The 24,064-nt window shown below is 49.0% G+C and carries 24 protein-coding genes; 7 read left to right on the top strand and 17 right to left on the bottom strand.

Annotated elements, in window-relative coordinates; genetic code table 11:
* Positions 1–13 precede the first annotated feature (13 nt).
* Genes purF through folC form a run of 4 tightly spaced genes read right to left on the bottom strand, consistent with a single transcriptional unit; the run spans position 14 to position 4,152 of the window.
* A complete protein-coding gene (purF, locus tag AC8GE9_RS01045; RefSeq protein WP_506675263.1) occupies positions 14–1,528 on the bottom strand; it encodes an amidophosphoribosyltransferase in 1,515 nt (504 codons plus the stop codon).
* 47 nt (positions 1,529–1,575) lie between these two features.
* The gene (locus AC8GE9_RS01040; protein ID WP_506675262.1) at positions 1,576–2,064 is read right to left on the bottom strand and encodes a CvpA family protein; all 489 of its coding nucleotides are present in this window, start codon (positions 2,062–2,064) and stop codon (positions 1,576–1,578) included.
* Positions 2,061–2,840 carry an SPOR domain-containing protein gene (locus AC8GE9_RS01035; protein ID WP_506675261.1) on the bottom strand — a complete coding sequence of 260 codons (780 nt, stop codon included), beginning with the start codon at positions 2,838–2,840 and terminating at the stop codon, positions 2,061–2,063. The genes AC8GE9_RS01040 and AC8GE9_RS01035 overlap by 4 nt, the downstream gene beginning before the upstream one ends.
* A gap of 1 nt (position 2,841) precedes the next feature.
* Complete coding sequence (folC, locus tag AC8GE9_RS01030; protein WP_506676289.1) at positions 2,842–4,152, bottom strand: bifunctional tetrahydrofolate synthase/dihydrofolate synthase; 1,311 nt, start codon at positions 4,150–4,152, stop codon at positions 2,842–2,844.
* A 109-nt stretch (positions 4,153–4,261) separates the two neighbouring features.
* Here folC and AC8GE9_RS01025 point away from each other — a divergent pair, with 109 nt between their 5' ends.
* From AC8GE9_RS01025 to AC8GE9_RS01015, 3 genes are all read left to right on the top strand, one after another.
* On the top strand, positions 4,262–5,182 hold the full coding sequence (locus AC8GE9_RS01025) for a DMT family transporter (RefSeq protein WP_506675260.1): 921 nt from the start codon (positions 4,262–4,264) through the stop codon (positions 5,180–5,182).
* 12 nt (positions 5,183–5,194) lie between these two features.
* Positions 5,195–6,016: an NRDE family protein gene (locus tag AC8GE9_RS01020; protein WP_506675259.1), complete on the top strand. Its 822-nt coding sequence runs from the start codon at positions 5,195–5,197 to the stop codon at positions 6,014–6,016.
* Positions 6,017–6,077: 61 nt separating this feature from the next.
* Complete coding sequence (locus AC8GE9_RS01015; protein WP_506675258.1) at positions 6,078–6,533, top strand: GatB/YqeY domain-containing protein; 456 nt, start codon at positions 6,078–6,080, stop codon at positions 6,531–6,533.
* Here the strand turns inward: AC8GE9_RS01015 and AC8GE9_RS01010 are convergent.
* A complete protein-coding gene (locus AC8GE9_RS01010; RefSeq protein WP_506675257.1) occupies positions 6,525–6,938 on the bottom strand; it encodes a PaaI family thioesterase in 414 nt (137 codons plus the stop codon). The two genes, AC8GE9_RS01015 and AC8GE9_RS01010, sit on opposite strands and share 9 nt — an antisense overlap.
* An 84-nt stretch (positions 6,939–7,022) precedes the next feature.
* Between AC8GE9_RS01010 and AC8GE9_RS01005 the strand changes: the two genes are divergently transcribed.
* The 3 genes from AC8GE9_RS01005 to AC8GE9_RS00995 all read left to right on the top strand — a co-directional run bounded on the left by AC8GE9_RS01005 (position 7,023) and on the right by AC8GE9_RS00995 (position 9,072).
* Positions 7,023–7,400 carry a DUF423 domain-containing protein gene (locus AC8GE9_RS01005; protein ID WP_506675256.1) on the top strand — a complete coding sequence of 126 codons (378 nt, stop codon included), beginning with the start codon at positions 7,023–7,025 and terminating at the stop codon, positions 7,398–7,400.
* A gap of 98 nt (positions 7,401–7,498) precedes the next feature.
* Entirely contained in the window at positions 7,499–8,668 is a 1,170-nt protein-coding gene (locus tag AC8GE9_RS01000) for a thiolase family protein (RefSeq protein WP_506675255.1), read from the top strand.
* A 2-nt stretch (positions 8,669–8,670) separates the two neighbouring features.
* Entirely contained in the window at positions 8,671–9,072 is a 402-nt protein-coding gene (locus AC8GE9_RS00995; protein ID WP_506675254.1) for a Zn-ribbon domain-containing OB-fold protein, read from the top strand.
* A gap of 80 nt (positions 9,073–9,152) precedes the next feature.
* Here AC8GE9_RS00995 and AC8GE9_RS00990 read toward each other — a convergent pair whose 3' ends face one another.
* The 12 genes from AC8GE9_RS00990 to AC8GE9_RS00935 all read right to left on the bottom strand — a co-directional run bounded on the left by AC8GE9_RS00990 (position 9,153) and on the right by AC8GE9_RS00935 (position 22,780).
* Complete coding sequence (locus tag AC8GE9_RS00990; RefSeq protein ID WP_506675253.1) at positions 9,153–10,427, bottom strand: DUF945 family protein; 1,275 nt, start codon at positions 10,425–10,427, stop codon at positions 9,153–9,155.
* 57 nt (positions 10,428–10,484) lie between these two features.
* On the bottom strand, positions 10,485–11,318 hold the full coding sequence (gene proC / locus AC8GE9_RS00985; RefSeq protein ID WP_506675252.1) for a pyrroline-5-carboxylate reductase: 834 nt from the start codon (positions 11,316–11,318) through the stop codon (positions 10,485–10,487).
* Between the two features lie 10 nt (positions 11,319–11,328).
* On the bottom strand, positions 11,329–12,183 hold the full coding sequence (ubiA, locus tag AC8GE9_RS00980; RefSeq protein WP_506675251.1) for a 4-hydroxybenzoate octaprenyltransferase: 855 nt from the start codon (positions 12,181–12,183) through the stop codon (positions 11,329–11,331).
* Between the two features lie 9 nt (positions 12,184–12,192).
* A complete protein-coding gene (locus AC8GE9_RS00975; protein WP_506675250.1) occupies positions 12,193–13,149 on the bottom strand; it encodes a LysR substrate-binding domain-containing protein in 957 nt (318 codons plus the stop codon).
* Positions 13,150–13,231: 82 nt separating this feature from the next.
* Positions 13,232–15,256, bottom strand: a complete 2,025-nt coding sequence (gene recG / locus AC8GE9_RS00970) for an ATP-dependent DNA helicase RecG (RefSeq protein ID WP_506676288.1) — start codon at positions 15,254–15,256, stop codon at positions 13,232–13,234.
* A 75-nt stretch (positions 15,257–15,331) separates the two neighbouring features.
* Entirely contained in the window at positions 15,332–15,718 is a 387-nt protein-coding gene (locus AC8GE9_RS00965) for a Rid family detoxifying hydrolase (RefSeq protein ID WP_506675249.1), read from the bottom strand.
* A gap of 83 nt (positions 15,719–15,801) precedes the next feature.
* The gene (gene ntrC, locus AC8GE9_RS00960; RefSeq protein WP_506675248.1) at positions 15,802–17,283 is read right to left on the bottom strand and encodes a nitrogen regulation protein NR(I); all 1,482 of its coding nucleotides are present in this window, start codon (positions 17,281–17,283) and stop codon (positions 15,802–15,804) included.
* Positions 17,280–18,332: a nitrogen regulation protein NR(II) gene (gene glnL / locus AC8GE9_RS00955; protein ID WP_506675247.1), complete on the bottom strand. Its 1,053-nt coding sequence runs from the start codon at positions 18,330–18,332 to the stop codon at positions 17,280–17,282. Before glnL ends, ntrC begins: the two co-directional genes overlap by 4 nt.
* Positions 18,333–18,375: 43 nt before the next feature.
* Positions 18,376–19,788 (bottom strand): type I glutamate--ammonia ligase, encoded by a 1,413-nt coding sequence (gene glnA, locus AC8GE9_RS00950; protein ID WP_506675246.1) that lies wholly within the window; start codon positions 19,786–19,788, stop codon positions 18,376–18,378.
* A gap of 205 nt (positions 19,789–19,993) precedes the next feature.
* Complete coding sequence (gene hemW, locus AC8GE9_RS00945) at positions 19,994–21,250, bottom strand: radical SAM family heme chaperone HemW (protein WP_506675245.1); 1,257 nt, start codon at positions 21,248–21,250, stop codon at positions 19,994–19,996.
* The gene (gene rdgB, locus AC8GE9_RS00940; RefSeq protein ID WP_506675244.1) at positions 21,250–21,861 is read right to left on the bottom strand and encodes an RdgB/HAM1 family non-canonical purine NTP pyrophosphatase; all 612 of its coding nucleotides are present in this window, start codon (positions 21,859–21,861) and stop codon (positions 21,250–21,252) included. The genes hemW and rdgB overlap by 1 nt, the downstream gene beginning before the upstream one ends.
* 16 nt (positions 21,862–21,877) lie before the next feature.
* Positions 21,878–22,780 (bottom strand): LysR family transcriptional regulator, encoded by a 903-nt coding sequence (locus AC8GE9_RS00935; RefSeq protein WP_506675243.1) that lies wholly within the window; start codon positions 22,778–22,780, stop codon positions 21,878–21,880.
* 116 nt (positions 22,781–22,896) lie between these two features.
* Here AC8GE9_RS00935 and AC8GE9_RS00930 point away from each other — a divergent pair, with 116 nt between their 5' ends.
* On the top strand, positions 22,897–24,057 hold the full coding sequence (locus AC8GE9_RS00930) for an acyl-CoA dehydrogenase family protein (RefSeq protein ID WP_506675242.1): 1,161 nt from the start codon (positions 22,897–22,899) through the stop codon (positions 24,055–24,057).
* Positions 24,058–24,064 lie beyond the last annotated feature (7 nt).

The following is a 24,064-nucleotide window of genomic DNA, read 5'->3' as shown; positions in this document are numbered from 1 at the left end:
TTTCAAGACTTGCTTAATTGTCTTCGGCGGCAAAACCCATATTGAAGAGCAATCCGTTTGCTTCCTCTTGAGTATGACCCCTATTGCGCCCTACGCGCTCAAGATACTCCGGTGTAATGTCACCTGTGACATATTCACCTGTAAAGCAAGAGTTATCAAAACGCGTCAGTGCGGGATTCAGGTCTGAAACAGAGCGCTGCATTGAGTCAATATCTTGGTATACCAAGGCATCTGCACCGATAATTTTAGCAATCTCGTCTTCTTGACGTCCCGTTGCAATCAGTTCTTTTTGTGTTGGCATATCGATACCATATACATTTTGATAACGAACTGGCGGAGCCGCAGAGGCCAAGTAAACCTTGTTGGCACCCGCAGCGCGTGCCATCTCAACGATTTCGCGACTCGTTGTTCCACGCACAATTGAGTCATCAACCAACAGCACGTTTTTGCCTTTAAATTCCATACCAATAGTATTCAGTTTTTGGCGAACAGACTTTTTACGTACAGCCTGACCTGGCATGATAAAAGTACGGCCAATGTAGCGATTTTTAATGAGTCCTTCGCGATAGTTCAAGCCAAGTCTGTCTGCGAGCTGCATGGCTGATGGCCGTGAAGAGTCCGGAATCGGCATCACGACGTCTATGTCACCTAAACGCAGTGTTTTGGCAAGTTTGTCGGCAAGATACTCACCCATTCTGAGGCGAGAACCATAGACTGAAACACCATCTAGTACGGAGTCAGGACGCGCAAAATAGACATACTCGAAAATACAGGGTGCGTGTATAGCGCCTGGTGCACATTGCTCGCGACTTAATTTACCGTCGAGAGTGATAAAAATAGCCTCGCCGGGCTCAATGTCGCGCACAAACTGAAAACCTGAGCCTTCAAGTGCGACAGACTCGGAGGCCACCATCCATTCAGTTCCGTGTGGTGCTTCTGACTGACCAAGACAGAGGGGTCGAATCCCATGAGGATCACGGAATGCGACTAAGCCATAACCAGAAATTTGAGCAACAACAGCATAAGCACCTTTGACACGTTGATGCACAGCTTTGATCGCTCGGAAAATCGCCGATTCATCCAGAGAAACACCATTGGCTGCGCGCTGCAGTTCGTGAGCAAGGACATTGAGCAAGACTTCGGAGTCAGAGTTTGTGTTGATATGACGTTGATCAACCCTGAATAAGGATTCACGTAATTCCTGCCAATTCGTCAAATTTCCGTTGTGCGCGAACGTGATGCCAAAAGGTGCATTGACATAAAAAGGCTGCGCTTCCTCAACACTTTCAGACGAACCCGCTGTGGGATAACGAACTTGGCCAATCCCCGAGGTGCCGGGAAGCGAGCGCATGTTGCGTGTTCTGAAAACATCTCGAACAAGCCCATGGGCTTTGTACATATTAAAAAGGTTGCCATTTGAGGTCGCAATTCCTGCGGCATCCTGACCTCGGTGCTGAAGCAATAAAAGCGCGTCATAGATCAGCTGATTAACAGGCCCACGCCCCACGACACCAACAATTCCGCACATGAAATTTCCTGATTACAGTTAAACCAAAATTAAATAAATTTAAAGCATTAATACGGTAGCCAGTCATTGATGGGTGGCGGAAGCCTAAGCTTTATTTGCTGTACGACACTCACAACCTGTTTGGAGAACATGGCATTTTTCCACCACGGCTCCTCTGGCAATGGCGTGTAGCCTGCCAAAATAACAAGTACTAAAACGAACAAGACACCTCTCAGTAAGCCAAACATTGCACCTAAACCGTGATCCGCTGGCGCGAGTCCTGTTTTACTTAGGAGGGACGCGAGCGTCATGTTAATGACGCCGATAGCAAGCAAAACGACGATAAAAACACCAAGATACGCAAGAGCCATGCTGACGAAAGGCTGTGAAATCCACTGCGTTAACCATTCAGATACTGTAGGTCCCCACCAAATTGCTGCCAAAAAAGCTGATGCATAAGCGACTAAAGACAAGACCTCTTTGAGGAGGCCGCGTAACAATCCTAAAACGACCGAGATCGCGAGGATCGCTAACAGGACAAAGTCGAAACCGGTCACTGGGTGGCAATGAAAGCGCCACCGTAACCTTGCGTGCGCAGACGTGTCTGCGCGGCTTGGGCGGCTTCACGAGACTGAAAGGGACCGACTCTCACGCGGTATTTAGGTCGACCATTGACGTCCACTGGCCCGTCAACAAAGGCATTATTGAGACCCGCGGATATGAGAACGTTACGTTGCTTTTGAGCCTCTGCGGAGGAGTCGAGCGACATCGCTTGAACAACAAAGTTGCCTCGAACAGGAGGATTAGCGCTGGGGGCACTCGCAACGGGCGATCGACCTTCGAGTAGGGCAAGTGCACGTGCGGCATCATCACGGCGTTGTTGGGCGGAGGGTGCAGCAGGAGGGGAAGTTGTGGCTGGACGACTTGAGTCCTGGCTAGGTGTTAAGGCAGGTTTAGAAGCGGCATCCGGTTTGGTTTGCGGAGTTGTGTTTGCGGAAGCGGGGGTGGCCTCTGAGGACGCGGTTACCTGGCCCGATGTTGAAGCGGTCGCTGTTGGGGCTGCGGAGGTACTGGGTTCGGACAGGTTGGGTTGGAATGGTGATTGGCGATCTGGAATACGTATTGGAATATTGCTTGCAACAGGTGCAGGCTCGGAGTCCAGCAGCATAGGCAACACCACGACCGCAGCAAGAATGAGAGCGACAGCACCCGCTAAGCGTCGTCTGGCTTTGATGCGCAAATCGGCTGCTTGGGCCTCACTGGTGACAGAGGGGCGCGGCTTGCCAATAGGCTTGCGCGAAGGGGCACTATCTTTTCTTGAAAACAGTCCCATTTTAAAACATCCTGACTTTCGAGTTAAGTGCCTCGGCGACCGTTAAAAACGATCCAAACACTACGATTCTATCATCCGGGTTGCATTTGTTGCGCGCAGCTTCGAAAGCATCCTTCACACTCTTGAACCCTGAAACCTCAACGTCTTTTGGTGCTTTGGCCTCTGGATCGGTCAAAATGCTTTTAACCTTGGTCTGGATAGTCTCGTATGACAAACCGCGAGGTCCTGGCAATCCCGCGCAGTACCAGTGGTCAATACGGGGAGCCATATGGCGTACGACTGCCTCAATATCTTTGTCAGAGAGCATGCTAAAAACGGCATAGGTATAGGGATGAAAACCCATATTGCTAAGGTTTTTTTCCAACACGGCAGCTGCATGAGGGTTGTGCGCAACATCCATGATGATGGTTGGCTGTCCGGGCAATATTTGAAATCTGCCAGGTAAAGAGGCTTGGAGCAAGCCTTGGCGGACTGCCTGCTGCGGCACAGCCATGCGGTCGCGAACCGCCTCAAGAGCGGCAAGCGCTGCAGATGCATTGAGAAGTTGATTAGCGCCCCGCAAGGCTGGATAGGCGAGCGCATTGCGTCGCTGTTCACGCCCACCGAAAGCCCATTGTTGTCGATCTCCCGAATAATTGAAGTCGCGACCAAAGAGCCGCAAGTCTGCACCTATTTTCTCTGCATAATCCAACAATGACTGGGGTGGCGCAGGGTCACTGACAATGGCAGGACGACCCGCTCGAAAGATATGTGCTTTTTCAAAACCAATTTTTTCGCGGGTATCACCTAGCCAGTCGACATGATCGATATCAACACTGGTAATGATTGAGCAGTCAGCATCGACAATATTGACCGCATCCAGTCGACCTCCAAGCCCAACCTCAAGCACCATTGCATCTAATTTCGACCCGGCAAAGAGTTGCAGCACGGCTAGGGTGGTGAATTCGAAATAGGTCAATGAAATACCGTTTCTAGCTGCCTCGACCTGTTCAAAATGAGAAATAAGCGTGGCGTCACTCACAATATCGCCATTGACACGCGCCCTCTCATTAAAGGTGATCAGGTGGGGTGAGGTGTAGAGCCCAACTCGGTAGCCTGCCGCCAATAACATTGACTCGAGCATTGCACAGGTCGAGCCTTTTCCGTTGGTGCCTCCAACGACGATTTTGACGGCATTGGACTGGATGGAAAGACGCCCTGCCACCTCGCGAATCCTGTCTAGCCCCATGTCAATTGCGTTGGGGTGTAAGGTTTCGAGGTACTGTAGCCAAGCGTCAAGCGTCGAGCCAACAGGGGGGTGCGCAATCGCCATAGGAATATGCATGAATCAATGAGCTACAAAAATATGATTTTAACAGTGCGGCGAACTGTATTTGCTATCTCCCAGCTATGTGTAAAATTAGTGGTCATAAAGGAAATGCATGACCCCCTCGCGTAAACCGTTAGACGCAACTGCCTATCTGTGCATTGCCATGCTTTGTACGCTTTGGGGTGGTCAACAGATTCTCTTCAAGCTCAGCATCAATGACATCAGCCCAGCGATGCTGATCGCTTTGCGCTCGAGCTTGGGTTGCGTTCTTTTAGCAATATTTATGTGGTACCAAGGCACATCGCTCGCACTCTGGCGGGGACCGTGGCGTGCGGGGATGTCCGTTGGCTTGCTGTTTGGACTCGAGTGGTGGATGATCGGTGAGAGTCTGCGTTTAACGACGGCTTCTCATACGGTTGTTTTTCTCTATACCGCACCCATCTTTACCGCATTAGGTCTTCATTATTGGGTGCCAGAGGAACGCATGAGTCTTCGACAATGGGTAGGCGTCTTTGTCAGTTTTCTCGGAATCGGAATCAGCTTTGTCGGAGGGGCCACTCAGTCCCATTTTGATATCAACATGCTGTTGGGTGATTTATTCGCAGTTGGCGCGGGTCTTGGATGGGCGATCACCACCATCTTAATTCGCACGACAGGTTTGGCCAAACTGCCCGCGACGCAAACCACATTCTATCAACTGTTTTTCGCCACCCTCGCCTTGCTATTTGGATGTCTACTCACAGATCAGTGGGGCGTTCGCTGGAGTACTTTTTTAGCGGTGAATATCGTCGGACAGGGTATTTTTATTGCTTTTTTGAGTTTACTTATGTGGTTTTGGCTTTTAAAACACTATCTTGCGTCACGCGTGTCAATCTTTACCTTTCTGACGCCATTATTGGGCGTCAGTTTAGGTGTTTTAATTTTGGACGAACCTCTACATGCAGAGTTCGTTTGGGGGGCTTTATTAGTGATGATCGGTGTGGTCATGGTGAACTGGCCATCAAAAGTCGCAGCCTTGGCTGAACAGGTATAAACAGTCTAATTTATGTGTCTTGCCATTATTGCGTTCAATTGTTTGACTGATTGGCCACTGATTGTGATCGCAAATCGGGACGAGTTGCATAGCCGCCCCACGCTACCTGCCGAGCCATGGTCAGATGCGGGCAATATCTTGGGAGGTCGTGATCTAAATGCGGGTGGCACTTGGTTGGCAATGACGACAAGCGGAAAACTAGCGCTTTTGACGAACTACCGTGAACCGGGACGTCATGATCCCATTGCCCCGTCTAGAGGTTTACTGACCGAGCAATACCTGCGCGGTGGATCTTTGGCAAAAAATTTTGCTCATGAGGTTCAAGACCAATGTCATCGCTATAACGGCTTTAATTTGATCATCGGCGACGGCTCTGATTTGTGGTACTGCTCTAACCGTAGCGATGTTCCTGTTCAGCAAGTTAAAAGCGGCATTATGGGTATTTCAAATGCCTCGCTTGATACGCCATGGCCAAAGCTGACAAGAACTCGAAATGCCGTGTCAGCAATTCTTGCGCAGCACATACCTTCCGTACCGCCCGATCCCGCTTCTTTTTTTGACATCATGCAAGACACACGCTCAGCCTCTTTGAGCGAGTTGCCACAAACTGGGGTTGGACCTGAGCGTGAAAAGCTGTTGGGGAGTCCCTTTATCAAAAGTGAACGTTACGGCACGCGCTGCATCACGCTCATCATGCAGCGCTCGGATGGATTGGTTCGATTTCACGAAAAAAGCTTTGATGCGCAGGCACTGGTTAGCGGTGAAAGCTTTTGGACCATCGATACTATAAAAAATAACATCACACCCGGAACACTCGATCGTTTTAACTTTTAAGCGGGTCGTGCGTGAGACGCTCTATAATTCCCATTCGTTTTCATTTGCCTGAAGGTCAACTATGTCTGAGCTAAAAATCCGAATTTCCGACTCTGTCAAGGACGCTATGCGTGCCAAGGCGGCTGATCGTTTGGGAACATTGCGTTTTCTTCAGGCTGCGATCAAACAGCGCGAAGTTGATGAGCGCAAGGAGTTATCGGATGCAGAGGTCACTGCGATCATTGAAAAACAGATCAAACAACGGCGCGAGTCCATTGCTGCGTTTGAACAAGCCGGGCGTGTTGAAACCGCTGCCCAAGAAACTGCTGAAATGGTCATCCTGAAGGAGTTTTTACCTCAGGCCGCGACCCCAGACGAGGTCGCCACTGCCATGGATGCCGCCCTTGCCGAGGTTGCGGCCCAAGGTGTAACCGGCGCACCTGCAATGGGTAAGGTTATGGCGCTTTTAAAGCAATCACTTGCCGGACGCGCGGAGATGTCCACGCTTTCTGCTCAGGTCAAAGCAAAACTAAGCTAAAGGCTTGATCTTGAGGACTTTAAAGGCTGCGCTCGCTTTTGCAATCACATTGCCTGCTGTATCTAAGACCTCACCTTCACAAAAAGCAATGGAACTGCCGCGTCGTATGCAGCGTGCCTGAACAGTCAGATCCGTGATGGCAGGCTCCAGGCAGGTGGTATGCATATCGATGGTTGCCATGCCAAGGCCCAAGGGATCGCTTGCTCGCCCAGCGGCACTGAGTGTGAAATCAAGAATGCTCATAATGGCACCGCCGTGAATATGTCCCCTGCTATTTTTTAGCTCATCACGAATTTTGATTCGCGTCACGGCTTGGTCGTCTTGGCAGAGCACGGGTTCAAGCTGAAGAAAATCTAAATATGGAATGGTTAATCCGAAATAAGATTTTGTATTTGATGATGACACGTTGACACTCTTAATAATCAAGCAATGGTTAATGATAAAACTAAGTTTAATATAATGCTTTGAATGGATCTTTACCCTAAGTCAATGTTGGAAAAAAAAGATTATTCCTTTCAATGGATCGCTGTCGCTGCTCTTTTGGGTTTGATGGCTGTCTCAATGGGTGCAATCGCTGCCCATGCACTCGCGGACCCTAAAGCAATCGCCGCTATTGAAAAAGCAGCTATTTATCAACTCATTCATGCTTTAGTTCTGATCATGAGTACTTTACTGACAGGAACTCTTGTGCAGTGGAGTCGAGTATTTATTTTAATCGGCATATTCTTATTTTGTGGCTCGATCGAGTTGAAGTATCTTTTGAACCTCCAGCATGCCACTGTTGTGGCACCAACGGGAGGAATATGCCTGATGCTAGGTTGGGTCTTGCTCGGAGTCGCGAGTTTACGTCAGCGTCGGACACAATAACCCTATACAAAAACCTAAAAGTTTAAAAAAATTCGTGCATAACAGTGGTAAAAAGACGGACGAGACTTCATTTCTTTCACAACTAAATATCTAAACCAATGACTATTCGAGACAAAGCATATATCGTCGGTGCATATGAACACCCTACGCGTAAAGCCCCAGACAAATCCGTCGCGCAGTTGCACGCGGAATCAGCCAAAGGTGCCCTGGAGGATGCTGGCTTATCACTGAGTGACATTGACGGTTATTTTTGTGCAGGCGATGCACCAGGCCTAGGCATGTTAAACATGGCCGACTATATGGGGCTCAACAAGCTGCGCCATGTTGACTCCACAGAGACCGGAGGCTGCTCTTATCTCATCCATGTTTCTCATGCAGCCCAAGCCATCGCTGCTGGAAAGTGCGACATCGCACTGATTACTCTAGCTGGACGCCCACGTTCGGCAGGCTCTTCTGGATTACAGCCTCGGAACTGGGGCAATGATTTGCCGGACGTACCTTTTGAGGCGCCCTTTGGGCCAGTGACTGTCAACAGTTATGCAATGGTCGCCGCCCGACATATGTATGAGTACGGCACGACTTCTGAGCAACTTGCATGGATTAAGGTTGCGGCCTCACACCATGCGCAACATAATCCACACGCCATGTTGCGGGATGTCGTGACCGTTGAGGACGTGATCAATTCCCCTCTTGTATCCACTCCCCTTCATCGTCTCGACTGTTGCGTGGTGAGTGATGGTGGTGGTGCTTTGATTGTGGCGCGTCCTGATATTGCCAAGTCACTCAAGCGACCTCTCGTCAAGCTTCGCGGTGCTGGAGAGTCATTCAAAGGACAACTCGGTGGTCGTGTTGACCTGACCTATTCGGGTGCTCGCATGTCTGGAGCCAATGCCTTTGCAGAAGCCGGCCTGACGCCCCAAGATATCAAATATGCCTCGATATATGACAGCTTTACCATCACGGTTTTGATGCAGTTAGAGGATCTTGGGTTTTGTAAAAAAGGCGAAGGCGGTAAATTTGTATCTGATGGCAACTTGATCTCTGGCGTAGGCAAACTGCCCTTTAACACTGACGGTGGTGGTCTGTGCAACAACCACCCGGCTAATCGGGGTGGTATCACTAAAGTGATCGAGGCTGTCCGTCAATTGCGCGGCGAAGCGCATCCTGCCGTACAGGTCAAAAATTGTGACATTGCCCTTGCCCATGGCACAGGCGGTTTACTTGGTTCGCGCCATGGTAGCGCAACACTGATCATGGAGCGTGAATAATCATGACGATGATGTATCAACCCAATCCTATTCCAGCCCCTGCTGAAGAGCAAGGAAATCAACCTTTTTGGGAGGCTGCCAAAACGGGTAAGTTTTTAGTCAAATATTGTAAATCTTGCAAAGAGCCACATTGGTATCCTCGTATTCTCTGCCCCTTTTGTTTTGGTGAAACCGAATGGAAAGAAGGCTCAGGTCAGGGCACGATTTACTCTCTGAGCGTCATGCAGCGCGGCAATCCCAATCCTTATTGCATCGCCTATGTGACACTCGACGAAGGTGTGACGATGATGACCCAAATCGTAGATTGTGATTTGGCTGCGCTAAAGATTGGACAAAAGGTCAAGTTGGTTTTCAAGCCAACAACCGGGGAAGGTCCTCCTGTTCCAATGTTTACGCCAGTTTAGTAAACGTTTTAAAAGAGGCGTGACGAGAGTCGTTAAAAAAGAGGATCTTCGGATCCTTTTTTTTTATGCTCAGTTGTTGATCAAAGATCAAGTGCAATATTAATCATATCGTCAAGAAATTTAAGATTATCTTTTACGTTAAAGATTTTACCGTTCACTGACAGCGCACCATTGGTAAATCCAAAACTTGTTTTAAGACCTTCAGGCGTTTTAACGGCCAGTCCAAGCATCAAAGCCGTTGTCTGCTGTGCTTTGTCCAATACTCCCCTACCATTTAAGACAACTTGTCCTGTCGCACGCAGACGCTCAGAAGTGGAGAAAGCTGGCGGGGTTCCATCGGCCTTTAATACTTCAATGTTCAAGTCTCCGCTCAGGGATCCGCCCTCTACTTTAGTCATTAGGCGAGGTATGCCAATCGAAAAACCTTTATTAAACAAATCTCGTAAAGATTTGGAGAGCGTGGCCCGTTCTTCTCCCGACATTTTATTGAAGCTTTTAGCTTCGCGAAAAATAGCTGAGATCGCCATGACGCTGTCTTTATCCAAGCCACGTATAGCAAACTCTTGATCAACATCACTTAGCTTGAATTTCTCATAAGAGTAGCGCTTAATGGTTTGAGAAATAGCTAGATTGAAAAGATCATTATTTAAACTGGCGGTTTTAGTGAGTTTCATACCTTCAAAGGCGGATGATGCACTGTTGCCTTGTTCGATTTCAAATGCATACGTACCTAATCCCAGATTACGATTAGAGAGATTGATATCAATACTCATACCCCGCCAATCTGTGACGACAGAATCCGTTCGTGCACTGAGATGCTCAGAATGAAGTTTTAATTTAAGTGTCTGATTATCCCAGGTCGCAGTCCCAGTCAGTGGCGTGAGCTTTAAGGCAGTTTGTGGATCTTTGAATAAAAGCTCTGAGAGTTCAATGCTTGAATGACGCTGACCACCATACCCAATATGCCCTTTTCCATGCATCGTCGGGCCTTGCCCAAAAAGCTGTTTGAGCACGGGATCGATCGAATCGACACCCGTCATCTTCCACTCAAGTCGACCTGCAGAGTCTGGCATGAGGAGGTTTGATATTTTGTATTGAATGATTAAGCCGATTGCTGTTGGTCCTGCGTCGGAGATTGGAGCGAAATTTGGAAAACGAACTTCAAACTTCCCTGATGAAGAAAAAGCAGATTGATGGTGTTCAATTGTTTTGATGTGTATGGAGTCATTCTGTTTATAGAGTTCAGGTAGAGAGGTGACGTATTGACCCGTGGTGTACGCCGAGTAAAAACTCGCACCTAGCCAAATAGCCATGAGCGCACCAATCACTGCGACAAAACCAATCACTTTTTTCACGTGAGTATTCCAGTTATTTGATAAGTAACAATTTAATTTTAAAAAATTAAAAGGGATTTAGACACCGAACTCTTTGGAGAGTTCGGCAGCGCGACGATCTGCGGCCGTCATCGCTTTCGTGACAATCTCTAGAAAATGCGACTCGTGAAAGACAGACAGCGCAGCAGCAGTCGTGCCTCCTTTTGAAGTGACACGCTCTCTAAGGGTTGAGGGTGTATCAGACGATTCACATGCAAGTTTGGTTGCACCGACTAGCGTTGCCATGGCGAGTTCTTTAGCTTGGTCAGAGGTCAAGCCAAGAGCTTCCCCGCCTTGGATTAACGCTTCAAGAAATAAGAAAACATAAGCAGGACCGCTACCTGAAAGTGCCGTGACAGCATCGATGGCGGCATCGTCCTTGACCCAAACGGTTTGACCTACAGCCGCCAAAAGATTGGTCGCGCTCATTCGATTCTCTACCGAAAGAACTGAAGGCGCAGCGAGCCCTGTTACCCCGGCTCCTACAAGCGCGGGTGTATTGGGCATACAGCGAACAATATTGTTAAAGGGCGCGTGCGGGGAACCTAACCAATTGGCAAGCGAGGCAATAGAAATACCCGCAGCGATACTAATCACCAAGGTTTCGGGCGTCATCCAGGGTTTGCATAGCAAAACTACATCTTTCATTTGTTGCGGTTTGACAGCAAAAATCCAAACCTGATGGTTTCGTAGATGCGCATCTGGCGACGCGCTTGTACTCATGCCACGCTCTGACCACGTTTTGCGTAATGGATCTGCCACCTCAACGATGTGCACTTGTGATGAGGGGCAATGCTGGGCGAGCAAGCCGGAAACTAAGGCATTGGCCATATTGCCACCGCCAATAAAGGCCACAGAGGGAAAGTGAGTCATCAAAATACCTTTAGATTAAAACTTCAAATGCAATACCTATAAAAATGACAGCACCAATCCACGTATTATGCAGAAAGGCTTTAAAGCAAGCTTGACGGTCACGTCCTTTTATCCAATTCATATGCTGAGCGGCAATCATGGCCGCAACAGAAAGTGCGGCATAAAAAATCCAACTATATTGGAGCCAGGCGCCAGCGACGCCCAGTAAAACAAGGGTCATGGCATAACACAGTCCTACGATCATTACATCATAGCTTCCAAAGGTGATGGCAGAGGATTTGACGCCTAAACGTACGTCATCATCACGATCGACCATTGCATACTCAGTGTCATAAGCCATCGCCCAAAAAATATTCGCACACAGTAACAACCAGGCTACGTCAGGAATCTGATCTTGAATAGCGGCAAAACCCATGGGTATTCCAAAGCCAAAGGCGATGCCGAGATAGGCTTGAGGAATCGCAAAAAAGCGTTTGAACAGTGGATATGTGATCGCTAAAATTGCAGCAATCACTGCTAAAAAGATCGTCAGGGTATTTGTCGTTAAAACAAGAAGAAAACTGAGTAATCCCAATACTGCGGCAACGTAAAGCGCTTCTCTTGGTTTGATCGCGCCCGTTGCTATGACTCTAAGCTGAGTACGTTTGACATGTAGGTCGACTTCGCGATCGAAATAATCATTCATTGCGCAGCCTGCCGAGCGCATTAAAACAGTACCTAAAACAAACACGACCAAAATATGAAGATTAGGCATCCCGTCGGCGGCGGCAAAGAGCGCCCATAACGTTGGCCAGAGTAAAAGCAAGATACCAATCGGTTTATCGATTCGAATCAATTGACCGTAGAGTTTTAATTTAGAAATCACGGTCAGATCCTAGGGCGCCTGTGTATGTACTTGTAACTGCTGAGGCAACATTTTGACATCTTGTAACTCACAGGCATAGACTGCTTGAGCGAGGGCATCAATCGCAGCGGCGCGGGGAAAGCTTTTACGCCAAGCGAGTACGACACGTCGATCTGGAATCGGACGATCAAAAGGGATGTAGCGTAATAATTTGTTATTGCGCTCTTCTTTTGGTACCGACGTGCGAGGCATCACAGTGATACCGATACCTGCTGCAACCATATGGCGTATCGTTTCAAGCGAGGATCCTTCAAAAGTTCTTTGAATGCCTTCGCTAGAGGCTGCAAAACGCGATAACTCGGGGCAAACTTCAAGGACTTGATCCCTGAAACAGTGGCCACTTCCAAGTAGCAACATATTTTGTTGTTTCAAGTCTTCGGCAGAAATTGTTTTACGCGTCGACCAGGGGTGGCTCGCTGGGATCACGACGATAAACTCTTCATCATAAAGAGGCTGAGTCATTAAGCCCGCATCTGGAAGTGGCAGTGCCATGATGGCACAGTCGATCTCTCCTTGTCGAAGCAGTTCAATCAGGCGAACAGTAAAGTTTTCCTGCAAAATCAAAGGCATTTGTGGCGTTCGTTCGATTTGAGTAGGAACAAGTTTGGGTAAGAGATACGGACCAATCGTATGAATCACGCCAACACGCAATACACCGGCCAAAGGATCGTGTCCCAATCGTGCGAGCTCTTTAAGATTGGCGCTTTCCTCGAGTACTTTTTGTGCTTGAGACACAATTTGCTGACCAATAGGTGTCACACCGACCTCAGTGCCACCACGTTCGAATAAGGTAATACCGAGTTCGACTTCGAGCTTACGAATGGCAACAGAGAGCGTTGGCTGGCTGACAAAACAGGCCTCCGCAGCCCGCCCAAAATGACGCTCTCGCGCGACGGCAACAATATATTTCAGTTCGGTCAAAGTCATCAAAAATCCAACTTTTCAATAAACACGTCGTTTGACTGCAAAAATAGCTATTTCTAGGATAAGTAAAATCTCAACTGAAACCTCAACTACGCAAAAAATTCTCCCGACCGCGCATCCATCGATCGAGGTGCTTTTCAACCACCTCAGGTGCGTATTGACGGAGATCCTTTGCTACTTCACGCGCTAGATTGACAAGACTAGAATCGGTCGCGAGATCAGCGAACTTGAGTAAAGCCATACCCGATTGTCGTGCGCCGAGCAATTCACCAGGTCCACGCAACTCAAGATCACGTTGCGCGATTTCAAATCCATCCTGGGTTTCATACATCGCTTTAAGGCGTTGACGGGCAATCAAAGATAACGGTGTCTGATAAAGCAGGACACAGACAGACTGCAGTGCCCCTCGCCCGACTCGACCTCGCAATTGATGTAGCTGCGCCAAACCAAAACGTTCGGCATGTTCGATCACCATCATAGAGGCGTTTGGAACATCAACCCCGACCTCAATCACTGTCGTCGCGACGAGTACATCAATTTCTCCCATCCGAAATGCCTGCATCACGCGTGCTTTTTCAGCGGTCGGCAAACGACCGTGCACAAGACCGACATTGAAGCCTACTAGCGCTTCGGTCAAGTCTTTATGCGTATCCACTGCGGTTTGTAAATCTAAAGCTTCACTTTCCTCGACGAGGGGACAAACCCAATAGGTTTGTTGCCCTTTGTCGCAAGCCTGAGCGATATGTTGAATCAACTCACTGCGACGGTCAGACGCGATGAGTTTAGTCACGACAGGTGTGCGTCCTGGTGGCAACTCGTCTATTGAGGAGACCTCTAAGTCGGCATAAAACGTCATCGCGAGAGTGCGTGGAATGGGTGTCGCGCTCATCGTCAGCTGATGAGGGACCCAGTCTGTTAAACCGACGTGCTCACCTTTGCGTGAAAGTGTTAAACGCTGAGTCACACCGAAACGATGTTGCTCATCCACAATGATCAGTCCAAGCGCTTGAAAGTCCACACTCTCCTGAATAAGTGCCTGTGTACCAACCACTAATTTTGCTTCTCCAGAACGAATGGCTTGCAAGGCTTCACGGCGATCCTTTGCAGACACGCTTCCAGCGAGCCAACATACTCTGATGCCTAAAGGATCGCACCAAGACTTGAGTTTGACGTAATGTTGTTCGGCAAGTATTTCGGTCGGTGCCATTAATGCGACTTGTGCGCCATGATCGATAGCCTGAAGAGCAGCAAGAGCCGCAACAACGGTCTTGCCACTTCCAACATCGCCTTGCAACAAACGATACATTGGAAAACTTCGTCCTAAATCAGCTGCGATTTCATCGGATACACGGTGTTGAGCTCCTGTCAGTGTGAAAGGGAGCGAATTTTTAAGTTTGGCGACAAGACTCTGATTGATTTTGTGCGTAAAGGGCTGAGCCTGTTTACTTTGACGAGCTGCTCGCGCGGCTGCGAGTGATAACTGCTGAGCAAGTAATTCATCAAATTTAATTCTTGTCCATGCGGGATGTTCATGTTCCATCAACGCATGAGCATCCATCTCGGGTGTTGGTGCATGAAGCGTACGGACTGCCTCTTCAAAGGGCATCAAGTCGAGCTTTTCAAGGAGAGCAGCAGGCAAGGTGTCTTGCATGGCTGCACTACCCAATGCTTGTGTAATGGCCTTGCGCAAGCTTGGTTGAGAGAGACCGTCCGTTGTCGGGTAGATCGGGGTGAGAGCCACGGATAAAGCTGCACCAGGTGCTGAGATGCGTGGATGTATCAACTCATAGCCGTACAAGCCACCTCGAACTTCTCCTCGGACCCGCCAACGTTTACCTGCTTGCATTTGTGTCTGCTGACTAGGGTAGAAAGTGAGCCAGCGCAGCCCAACCTCAGCGGTGTCATCTCGTAAAACGGCGGTCAACTGGCGTCTAGGTTTGAGAATGACATCAGAGCGCACAATCACGCCTTCGACCTGCGCAGACATACCAGGACGTAAAGCTGCGATATCTTGAATCTGTGTTTCATCTTCGTAGCGAAGAGGAAGGTGCAAGATCAGTGATTCAGGCGTTGTCAAACCGAGACGTTCGAATTTTGAACGTACAGACATATCAGACGATGCACCACGTTTAGGCGATCGACCAAACGAACTAGGCATGACAACTCCTGCGGCACATGCGCATCGTCAAATAACGATAATCGCTTCTATCTCAAACTGTGCATCTTTAGGCAGACTGCTAATCCCGACGGTACTCCGTGCGGGGTATGGCTCGGGAATGAGCTCGGCCATAATGCTATTAGCGACAGGAAACTGCTTGAGGTCCGTGAGAAACAACGTCAGTTTGACGATATTTTCAAGACGTCCGCCCGCCGCTTCGATCACGGCTTTCATATTCGCGAAGGATTGGCGTACTTGCGGCTCGAAACTGTCAGAAACCATGAGGCCGGTTTCTGGAATCAGCCCAATCTGACCTGATAGAAAAACCATTTTCCCGGCAGGTGCGGCCACAGCTTGTGAATAAGGACCAACAGCTGCGGGTGCGGCATTGGTGTGGATAATTTGTTTAGACATGTTTGCTCCCAATCAATAACTATTGGATTTTAACGTTCAATAGTCGAAGTCGATAGCTTAGTGCCTAAAAACAAAGAAAATAATCAGTTCGTCAGTTCAGGTTGGTTGTCGGCATAACCCGAGTCCATTCCCAACTCTCGAAGTTTTCGAGTAATAGTATTACGCCCCATGCCAAGTCTGGCGGCAGCCTCAACGCGGCGTCCACGACATACCTCGAGAGAGGATTGCAAAATTGTGCGCTCGAACTGTCTTGTTAAAGCAGACCACACTTCCGGGTCAGAGCGTGAAAGACGGGTATTTGCTTCGATGGCAAGGAGTTGCTGCCAGGTCTGGGAGACCGCAATGCCTGGAAGATTAGGGTGTTTTTGAGGAAAATCGGCGGAACGAACTTCGACAGGAAGATCGCTAGCCTCTACAGTTTGACCTGGAGCCATGACGGTCAGCCAATGACAGAAGTTCTCCAATTGTCTGACATTTCCGGGAAAATCGAATTGAGCCAAAATCTGCATAGCTTGATCAGAAATACGCTTGGCTGGAACGCCTAGTCCGCGCGCACACACAGATAAAAAATGCCTGGCGAGTTCTGGAATATCCTCACGCCGCTCTCTCAGAGGGGGGAGTCGCAAGCGAATGACGTTCAGACGATGAAATAAATCCTCACGAAATTTGCCTTCCCTCACACGCTCTTCAAGAGGCTGGTGTGTGGCGGCAACAATGCGGACATCGACACTCACGGGCTGTGCCCCCCCTACCCGATAGAAAGTGCCATCAGACAAAACACGCAGCAAGCGAGTCTGTAATTCGAAAGGCATATCGCCAATCTCATCCAAAAACAAAGTTCCGCCACTCGCCTCTTCGAAACGTCCGCGACGTAAAGAATTGGCGCCCGTAAAAGCACCGCGTTCATGACCAAATAATTCGGCTTCAAGAAGGTCTCGTGGAATCGCTGCGGTATTCAAGGCAACAAAAGGGCCTTTCGAGCGCATGCCATGGCTATGTAATGCACGAGCCACAAGTTCTTTGCCCGTACCGGATTCACCCGTAATCAAAACAGTGACGTTTGAATGGGCTAAACGTCCAATCGCCCTGAAGACTTCCTGCATCGCCACGGAGGAGGATTGGGTCAAGATACCTTTGTCAGACGGTCTTGCAGAAGTAGTCGTTTGCCCAGAAGTTGGAGAGAGACTCGCGCCATCGCTGGGCGAAGGCTCTCGCACGGCGCGTTGAATGAGCGCAACAGCCTCATTGATATCAAAGGGTTTGGCCAAGTAGTCAAATGCCCCCCCCTGAAATGCACTAACTGTGGTGTTAAGATCACTATAGGCCGTCATGATGATGACTGGCAAACTAGGATATTTTTCCTTGACTAACTTGAGCAATGTAAAACCATCCGTGCCTGGCATCCGGATATCAGAAATCAGTGCAGCGGGAAGCTCGGACTCAAGCGCAATCGATACATCACTGGCCCCGACGAAGCTGCGTGTCGTCATGCCAGCGCGGCTCAGAGCTTTTTCAAGCACCCAGCGGATGGCTTGATCATCATCCACAATCCAGACTGGTTTCATAAAGACTCCATGGGTAACATTAAACGAAACTCAGTGTGACCAGGTCGAGAATCAAACTCAATCACCCCACCGTGCTGTTGAACAAAATCCTGAGCGAGACTCAGACCTAATCCTGTGCCGCCTTCGCGGCCTGTCACAAGCGGGTGAAAAATACGGTCCTGAAGATTCAAGGGCACACCAGGGCCGTTATCAGTGACCGATACCACGATCGCCATCTTGTGTTGCTTATGTCTCAATAAAACTTGACGTGCAACTCTGGTTTTTAAAGTGATTAGAGGTGAGGCTACCGGTATGGACCCGGTCATCATTTGAGCCGCATTTCTGACTACATTTAAAAGTGCTTGCACCAGCCTTGCAGGGTCAGCGCGAAACTCAGGCATGGAGGCGTCATAATCACGTACAAGTGCGACATCTCTAAACTCCGCACGCACCAAGGCGCAGACGCGCTCACACACTTCATGAATATTGACAGACTGCCATTGAATCGGCATCCGCTGTGGTGCGGCTAAGCGATCGACTAAAGCCTGCAGACGATCAGCTTCTGAAATGATGACCCGTGTATATTCTTGTAAAGCAGGATCAGGAAGTTCGGACTCAAGCAACTGTGCTGCGCCGCGTAAACCTCCGAGAGGATTTTTGACCTCGTGCGCAAGATTACGCAAAAGTTCGTGCTGCGTTTCAATGTCGTCAACAAGCCTGATACTTCGGTCAACTAATACACGTTGTTCAATGTCCTTGATCTCGAGTAAAGCTGCCCAGGGCTTGTTTGTTAAAGCAATGGAAGTCACACTGACTTCAACAGTCTCCGAGCCACGACGCATGCGCGCGAACTGACGACAATCATCGACTTCGCCCTCACAGGCTTGTCGAATAGATTGTTCTAAGGCTTTATCACGTTCAAAAAGAAATCCTGCCGACGAACCAATAATGTGTCGTCGAGATCTGCCGAACATCATTTCTGCTGCCGAATTAGCCTGCAAAATCTCGCCACGGCGATTCAGTAATAAAACCGTCGTTGCAAGGAGATCAAAGGCTTCAAAAGCAATCATGGGTATCGGGCCGGGAGGCCCGACCCCAAGTTTTGTCGGCCGTTTAGAGGCTGTAATACATATCGAATTCGACGGGATGTGTCGTCATACGAAGACGATTCACTTCGTTCATCTTTAACTCGACATACGCATCCAGCATTTCGTTTGTAAAGACTCCACCGCGTGTCAAGAACTCACGGTCCTTGTCCAGCGACTCAAGAGCCTGCTCCAACGAGCTGCAGACTGTTGGGATCTTTGCATCTTCTTCTGGTGGCAAATCGTACAGATTCTTGTCAGCGGGATCGCCGGGGTGAATCTTGTTTTGCACGCCATCTAGACCAGCCATCATCAAGGCAGAGAAGGCCAAGTATGGGTTGGCAAGAGGATCAGGAAAGCGCGCCTCGATACGGCGACCTTTTGGATTGGACACGTGAGGAATACGAATCGAAGCGGAGCGGTTGCGTGCCGAATAGGCAAGCTTGACTGGAGCTTCGTAGTGAGGAACCAAACGCTTGTAGGAATTAGTGCCGGGGTTAGTGATGGCATTCAACGCACGAGCATGCTTGATAATGCCGCCGATGTAGTACAGCGCAAATTCTGACAAGCCGGCATAACCATTGCCTGCGAACAAGTTTTGACCGTCTTTCCAGATGGACTGGTGAACGTGCATGCCTGAACCGTTATCACCAACGATTGGCTTAGGCATAAAGGTTGCTGTTTTGCCATAAGCGTGTGCCACGTTGTGGACTGTGTATTTCAAAATCTGAATCCAGTCCGCGCGTTTGACGAGCGTGCTAAATTTGGTGCCGATTTCCATTTGGCCAGCACCAGCGACTTCGTGGTGATGAACTTCGACGGGGATGCCGGCTTCTTCGAGCAAAATACACATTTCCGAACGCATGTCTTGCATTGAATCCACGGGAGGTACTGGAAAGTATCCACCCTTCACGCGCGGACGGTGTGCGAGGTTGCCGCCTTCGTTGTCAGCGCTTGAGGACCAGAAACCCTCGTCGGATTTGATTTTTACGTGGCAACCAGACATATCGTCACCCCAGGTGACGCCGTCAAAAACAAAGAACTCTGGCTCAGGTCCAAAGTATGCGGTGTCGCCTAAACCGCTAGATTTGAGATAGGCTTCAGCGCGTTTGGCGAGAGAGCGTGGATCCCGCTCGTAACCTTTCATATCAGTTGGCTCAAGCACGTCGCACGTGATGATCATCGTGGACTCTTCGCGGAATGGATCCATATGTGCGGTAGAAGGATCGGGCATCAGCAACATGTCAGAGGCTTCGATACCTTTCCAGCCAGCAATCGACGATCCATCAAAGGCATGACCATCGCTGAACTTGCCCTCATCCATATGACTCACAGGCACGGAGACGTGCTGTTCTTTGCCAAGGGTATCTGTAAAACGGAAGTCAACAAATTTGACTTCGTTTTCAGTAATCTTTTTCAACACGTCTTGTGAGGTGCTCATAATATGACTCCGCTAAAAAAAAGAGGTAATGTACAAAAAATCAGTCGCAGAACGTATGTTCTGCATGCTTCGATACAAGCAAATTTTATGCCAACTATCGAACACTGGGATTCGCCCCGAAAAAGAGCACAATAAAGCACTATATTAGTGCTTATGCACCAAAATATGCACTATGTTGGTGAATGATGCATGATTGCGGATTAAATCAAGACAAGAAAATACTTTGTAATTCATTTAAAAAGCGCCAGCCTGTGTCTGTCGCCTGAAGCCTTGAAGGATCTGCGGTTAAAAGTTTCTTTTGTCTGGCTAAAGCTAAACGCTCGGCAAGATCGCCATAAGACAACCCTGTTCGCTCATTAAAAAGATCCAGAGCGACACCCTCTCGTAGACGAAGTGCATTAAGCATAAACTCAAAGGGCAAATCTTCGCGGGTTACGATCTTTTTCTCTGAGAGTTGGCTGCCGTTTCTCAACACACTCGCTTGCATCCAACTTTCTGGGTTGCGCAGGCGAACCTCACGCTGAATGCGATCTGGAAAAGACACTTTGCCATGGGCGCCAGGACCGAGCCCAAGATAATCACCAAATTGCCAGTAGTTGATATTGTGACGGGCACGTGCTCCGTGACGAGCAAAAGCAGAAACCTCGTAACGGTCAAAGCCTGCCTCAGATAACAAGGACTCAATGCCCTCTTCCATTGAGACAGCCAAGTCATCGTCTGGCAATGGAGGTGGAAATTTGGCAAAAATGGTGTTCGGCTCAAGCGTCAGTTGATATATCGATAGGTGCTCTGTTCCAAATGAGAGTGCCTCGCGCGCATCAAACATACAGGCTTCTAAGCTTTGACCAGAAAGGGCAAACATCAAATCAAGATTGACACGCTCAACAGCCGCCATCGCCATTTCGATGGCGTTGCGAGCTTGGGTGCCGTTGTGCACACGGCCTAATTTTTGAAGTTGCCCATCATCAAAGGTCTGTATCCCTAATGAAATCCTGTTGATGCCACTCTCAGCATAAGACTTAAAGCGCCCTGCTTCTGCCGCGCCTGGATTGGCCTCTAGGGTGACTTCTGCATCGGGCCAGAGATTAAAGTGCGCTCTGAGCATACCCATTAAACGATCGATGGCGGAGGCAGACAATAAACTCGGCGTTCCGCCGCCAATAAAAACCGTGTGCACCTGCCGGCCCCAAACATCGGGCAGAGCCTGTTCAATATCAGCCTGAAGTGCAGCCAAGTAGCGCTCTTCGGGTATGTCACCTTTAGCTTCGTGAGAATTAAAGTCGCAATAAGGACACTTGCGAATACACCAAGGCACATGGATGTAAATAGACAATGGAGGTAGAGTGCTTAGCATCTGCCCTGAATGCAAACGTGAAGACATGTGCTCTGGCGCGACCAAGCGATCGATCTCTGAGCCTGTTGGCTTCCAGTTTTCAGAGTGAATAGGAATTGTGCGCATCATCAGGAGCAGTAGCCTCGCTCACGCATTTTAGAACAAAGCAATTGCATCGCTTGGCCACGGTGACCTATACGGTTTTTAAGAGTGGGTTCAAGTTCTGCAACGGTGCATCCGTGTTCAGGAATAAAAAAATACGGGTCATATCCAAAGCCATGAGCACCTCTTGGCACATCAACAATCTCGCCATACCAACTTGCTTCGGCAATCAGGGGCTGAGGGTCTTCTGCGTGCGTTAAAAATACTAAGACAGCGACATACCAAGCTTTTCGGTCTGTGATGTTTGCAAGTTCATGAACCAGTTTTTGGTTATTCGCCAAGTCAGAACGCAAACCCTGTGCTGTTTGCGCATAGCGGGCAGAAAGTATGCCAGGAGCCCCCCCTAGGGCGCGAACGCATAGACCGGAATCGTCGGCGATCGAAGGCTGACCCGACAAAGCACTGGCATGTCTGGCCTTTGTGAGCGCGTTTTCGACGAAGCTTGGGTGAGGTTCAGGTGCATCGATGATGTTGAGCGATGCTTGAGGAATCAGGGAGATTCCAAGCGGTTGGAACAATGTAGCGAATTCTTTAATTTTTCCGGCATTACCGGAAGCGAGAACAATGGATGTCAGCATGAAATGAATCTTAAATTTAAGCTGTTTGAACGTCTTCAATCAACATATTGACGAGATCTCTTGTAAAGCTAGGTAATTGTTGGAGATTGCGCACGCAAATTTGAAGTTTTCTTTCTGACCATTCGTCAGAAAGGCTCACGATCTTAATGTTGAGTCGCTGTGCATAACGTTTGGCCACTAGCTCGGGAACCACCCCGATACCAACACCCGCCTCGATCATTCGACATACGGCCTCGAAACTACCCACTTCCACACGAAAACGAAATGGATACCCAAGCTTGTCTGCCGCTTGAATTAAAAATGCATGAATCGCGCTCCATTCGGAGAGACCAACGTACTCAAAGGCGAGCGTATCTGAGAACGCGACCTCGCTCAGTTCACTCAAAGGGTGTTCAAGCGGTGTCACGAGCACTAAGCGATCTTCGCGATAGGGAATGTATTCGAGCTCCGAGGAGGCAGGCTTGCCCGCAACGATCCCGATGTCTGCAGAACCTTCTGACACAGCCTTAATCACCAAATAACTCAAACGCTCTCGCAGCTCAACCGTGACATCAGGGTGAGAAGCCAAGAACCGGCTAAGCACTGCGGGCATGAACTCGGTCATGGCGGTTGTATTGGCCAGCATTCGCACTTGACCTTTAATACCACGCGCATACTCGTGGATATCCCCCCGTAAATGATCAATTTGACGCAATACTAATCTGGCGTGACGTAAAAATGCTTCACCAGAGGGCGTGAGTGTCACGCCCTGACTATTACGGTGAAAAAGCCTAGTGCCGAAGTGGTCTTCCAGGTTTTTGACTCTATTACTCGCTGCGGGGAGTGATAAGTGTGACTTTTCAGCACCACGCGTCAGGCTACTGGCATCTCCGATATTCACAATGAGCTGTAAATCTGTCAGGTCGAAATGGTTCGCCATAGGGTTGGCAGTCTCTTAAGCAATCAAAAAGCCCGGGTTAACCAAACATAAATAGTCAAGTTTGACGCCGTGGGGCACATTAGCATCTGAATAACATTTGCCATCATAAAACAATCATGAACTCCAACGTTGATCAGTATCAGGATATCCGTGACGCGATAAGGGATCTGTGCAAACAGTTCCCAGACGAGTATTTTCGTAAAGTGGACGAAGCCAGGGGTTACCCCGAAGCGTTTGTCAATGCTTTGACTCAGGCCGGCTGGATGGCTGCGCTGATTCCTCAAGAATACGGCGGTTCGGGACTTGGTTTGACCGAAGCCTCCGTGATTATGGAGGAAATCAACCGTTCCGGAGGTAACTCAGGTGCCTGTCATGGTCAGCTCTATAACATGGGCACCCTGCTGCGCCATGGTTCAGCCGAGCAGAAAAACTTTTATTTGCCAAAAATTGCTGCCGGTGAATTGCGTTTGCAATCTATGGGGGTGACAGAGCCCACAACGGGCACGGACACCACCAAAATCAAGACCACCGCTGTTCGTAAAGGTGACCGATACGTGATTAATGGTCAAAAAGTATGGATTTCACGTGTCCAGCACTCGGATTTAATGATCTTGTTGGCCCGTACGACACCGATTGATCAAGTCACTAAAAAAACCGAAGGCATGTCGATTTTTATCGTTGATTTGCGTGATGCGATTGGTAAGGGTTTGACAGTTCGTCCGATCTTGAACATGGTGAACCACGAAACAAATGAATTGTTTTTTGACAATCTCGAGATTCCTGCTGAGAACCTGATTGGCGAAGAAGGCAAAGGGTTTAAATACATTCTTGATGGCCTGAACGCAGAACGCGCGTTGATTGCCGCCGAATGTATCGGTGACGGTTACTGGTTTGTGGATCGTGTGACCGCTTACGTTAAAGATCGTATTGTATTTGGACGTCCGATCGGTCAAAACCAAGGCGTGCAATTTCCGATCGCGCGGGCGCATATCAACGTTGAGGCCGCAAGCCTGATGCGTTACGAAGCTTGCCGCTTGTTTGATGCAAACCTCCCGTGTGGTGCCCAAGCCAATATGGCAAAACTTTTAGCTGCTGATGCTTCTTGGGAGGCGGCCAATGCCTGCTTGCAATTCCATGGCGGCTTCGGATTTGCGTGCGAATATGACGTAGAGCGTAAATTCCGCGAAACGCGCTTATATCAGGTTGCGCCGATTTCGACTAACCTGATTTTGTCTTATGTTGCCGAGCACATTCTCGGTTTGCCACGATCCTTTTAAAGGAGAA

This window comes from Zwartia lucis (assembly GCF_965234455.1).
Lineage (GTDB): Bacteria > Pseudomonadota > Gammaproteobacteria > Burkholderiales > Burkholderiaceae_B > Zwartia > Zwartia lucis.
The sequence above is the reverse complement of the archived record's forward strand: the minus strand, read 5'-3'. Positions and strand labels throughout refer to the sequence as shown.